Genomic DNA, 2,789 nt, shown 5'->3' on the forward strand with positions numbered 1-2,789 from the left:
GGTCCACGACGACGTCTTCCGGTGGTGCGCCGACCCGGCCCCGCTGCCAGACGTGGGGGAGTGGATCCCGCCGGCGGCGCCGGGGCTGCCGTCCTGGCTGCGGCTGTTCGACCGGCCGGTGCTGGTGGTCCGCGACGAGCGCGGCCGTTACCTCGCCGGGGTCGGCGTCAAGCGACACGACGCGTACGGCCACGAGCTGGCGGTGGGGACGGCGCCGGCGGCCCGGGGCCGGGGTCTGGCCCGGCGGCTGGTCGCGCAGGCCGCCCGCCGGGTGCTCGCCGACGGTGCCGTGCCGACCTACCTGCACGACCGTGCCAACACCGCGTCGGCGCGGGTCGCCGAGGCGGCCGGCTTCCCGGACCGGGGCTGGCGGTCCTACGGGGTCTACCCGGCCTGAGCGGGGGGCCGGTCTGACGTCGCGGCAGGGGCGCGGACCGTGGATCCCGGGCCGGATCCACGGTCCGCGCCCTCTCCCCAGGTCCCCGTGCGGGCGCGACGGCGGCGCGGGGCCGGTCGCTGACCGTGCTGATTACGCTACGTATCTGCGACGTGATCGGCAAGGTGCCACCGGTCGTTCGCGACTGTCCAGAAGCGGACTTGACCTGGAACGGAGCGAATGCGGGGAGGACCCCCGGTCAGTGACGCAGCGTACGAATGAGGTCCAAGACCTGCCGGGTGACCGGGCGGAGGACCCGCAGTCGGGACAGCGCCACCAGCCGGTCGATCAGAGGCACCGCGCCGTCGATGAGCTGCCGGGTCTTGGCCTGCCCCGGGGAGCGGTCGTGGACCCAGTAGAGGATCACCCCCATGTACGCCAGCCAGAGCAGCTCGGGCAGCTGCGGGCGCAGTTCGGCGTCGACCTTGGCGGTCGAGCCCGCCACCACCTCGGCGAAGAGGTCGATCGCCGCCTGCCGGGGCGCGGAGGACTCCTCCGAGAAGGGGCTCAGCGGTGAGGTCGGCTCCGCCGCCGTCTTGAAGAAGCTGGCGGCGAAGCCGTGCGACGGCGTCAGCACGTCCACCCCGGCGTGCAGCACCCCGGCCAGCCGGGGGCCGAAGTCCGACTCCCGGTCCAGCACCGGCTGGGCGGCCGCCCGGTGCTCGACCTGCGAGCGGGCGTAGAACTCCTGGATCAGGTGGTCCTTGGAGCCGAAGTAGTAGTAGGCGTTGCCGACCGCGACGCCGGCCTCCTGGGCGATGGCGCGCATGGTGGTCCGGGCGTACCCGCGCTCGCGGAACAGCCGCATCGCGGTGTCCAGGATGAGCTGCCGGGTCTGCTCGCCGCGCGGGGTCGCCGGCTCACCCGCAGCGGTCGTCGGCGCAGTCTGCTCGGTCATCGGGGCCACCGTATCCCGCCGCCTCGTCGGCCGGCTCCGACCACGGGTCACGGACGCGCTCGCGTACCGACGAGGCGGTGGCGACCACCCGGCGGGCCAGCGGGAGCAGGTGCGGGCGGGCCAGCCGCTCGGCCGTGGCCCGGTGGTCCGCCAGGGCCCAGAGGCAGGCGAACCAGGCGCCGTCGCCGGCGTACACCTCGCCGGTGTCCGCGACCACGGTGAGGTCCCGCAGCGTCGCGTCGTGGTCGAGGCCGGGGAAGCGCTGCCGGGCCTCCGCGGAGCCGGCCGGCACGAACTCCAGAGGTACGAGCTGGGCGCGGGACGCCAGCCAGCGGCGCGCGGTCCGGCAGAGCGGGCAGTGCGCGTCGTAGAGCACGGTGAACCCCCGGATGCCACCGCCCCCGTGCGCGGTGGCATCCGGGAGTCCGTCGGTCCCGCCGCTGGGTGGGACGGTCATCGGGCCGGCGGGGCGCTCGGGCCGGCCCCCGGCTGCGCACCGTGCGCGGCGGTGGAGCCGAGCTGCGGGCCGGCGGCCGGCGGGTACGGGCCGCGGGGCGCGGGCGGCGCCGGGAGCCGGCCGGCCGGGGCGAGCGGGGGGTGGGTGGCGAGCTGGCGCAGCCGGCCCCGGCGGTACCGGCCGAGGGCGAAGACGTTGAAGAAGTGCAGCGCGCCCAGCACCAGCAGCACCAGGCCGATCTTGAGGGAGAGCTCCTCCATGGCCTGGGCGGTGGACCCGACCGGGTCGGGGTGCTTCATCGCCACCGTGACGTAGCCCAGGTTGAGCAGGTAGAAGCCGACCACCAGGAGGTTGTTCACCGCCCTGGCGAGGCGTTCGTCGGCGAACACCTCCTCGAGGAAGACCAGTCCGTTGCGGGTCAGCGCCCGGGCCACCCAGACGGTCAGCCCGATGCTGACGGTCAGGTAGACGAGGTACATCCAGACCTTGATGTCCATGCTCCGACGCCCTTCTTGAACGCGTTCAAATAAGCTCGGCCTGAGCGTAGGACAGTTGTTGAACATGTTCAAGTGATGTGTCGGGTCTCCGCCCCGTGGCCGCCGCCGACCGGGGCCGGTATGGTCGACTCGCGCCGGCTCCGGCCAGACGCAGGTCAGCGACTTTCGACGGTGAGGCGGTCCCGATGGACGGGCGGGCACGGGACACGGATTCGGGGCAGGTGGTGCTGCGCCCCAGCGGCGAGGTGGACATGGCCACCGCCGACGTGCTCGACGACGCGCTCGCGGCCGCGCTGGACCGCCCCGGCCTCCGGGAGGTCGTGGTCGACCTGGCCGACGTCCGGTTCCTCGACTCCAGCGGCATCCGCGTGCTGGTGAAGGCCGCCGGGGCGGCGCGCGAGCGCGGGGCCGCGCTGCGGGTGGCCGACCCGCAGCCGCTGGTGGCCCGGGTCCTGCGGATCACCGCCGTCGGCCCGCTGCTCGGGCTCGCCGACGACGAAG

5 protein-coding genes are annotated in these 2,789 nt (G+C 74.6%); 2 read left to right on the forward strand and 3 right to left on the reverse strand.

The window, feature by feature from the left end:
• Positions 1-397, forward strand: a 397-nt coding sequence (locus tag NCC78_RS30425) for a GNAT family N-acetyltransferase (protein ID WP_250798843.1), incomplete at its 5' end; no start/stop codon positions are given.
• A 238-nt stretch (positions 398-635) separates the two neighbouring features.
• On the opposite strand, the gene NCC78_RS30430 is transcribed toward NCC78_RS30425, so the two are convergent.
• From NCC78_RS30430 to NCC78_RS30440, 3 genes are read right to left on the reverse strand one after another with little or no spacing between them, the layout of a single operon-like run.
• Entirely contained in the window at positions 636-1,334 is a 699-nt protein-coding gene (locus NCC78_RS30430) for a TetR family transcriptional regulator (RefSeq protein ID WP_250798844.1), read from the reverse strand.
• Positions 1,297-1,791 (reverse strand): thiol-disulfide oxidoreductase DCC family protein, encoded by a 495-nt coding sequence (locus NCC78_RS30435; protein ID WP_250798845.1) that lies wholly within the window; start codon positions 1,789-1,791, stop codon positions 1,297-1,299. The genes NCC78_RS30430 and NCC78_RS30435 overlap by 38 nt, the downstream gene beginning before the upstream one ends.
• Positions 1,788-2,288, reverse strand: a complete 501-nt coding sequence (locus tag NCC78_RS30440; RefSeq protein ID WP_250798849.1) for a hypothetical protein — start codon at positions 2,286-2,288, stop codon at positions 1,788-1,790. Before NCC78_RS30440 ends, NCC78_RS30435 begins: the two co-directional genes overlap by 4 nt.
• 185 nt (positions 2,289-2,473) lie before the next feature.
• Here NCC78_RS30440 and NCC78_RS30445 point away from each other — a divergent pair.
• A partial coding sequence (locus tag NCC78_RS30445) for an anti-sigma factor antagonist (protein WP_250798848.1) occupies positions 2,474-2,789 on the forward strand: 316 nt, incomplete at its 3' end.

It is taken from the genome of Micromonospora phytophila (assembly GCF_023656545.1).
In the GTDB taxonomy this organism is placed as follows: domain Bacteria; phylum Actinomycetota; class Actinomycetes; order Mycobacteriales; family Micromonosporaceae; genus Micromonospora; species Micromonospora phytophila.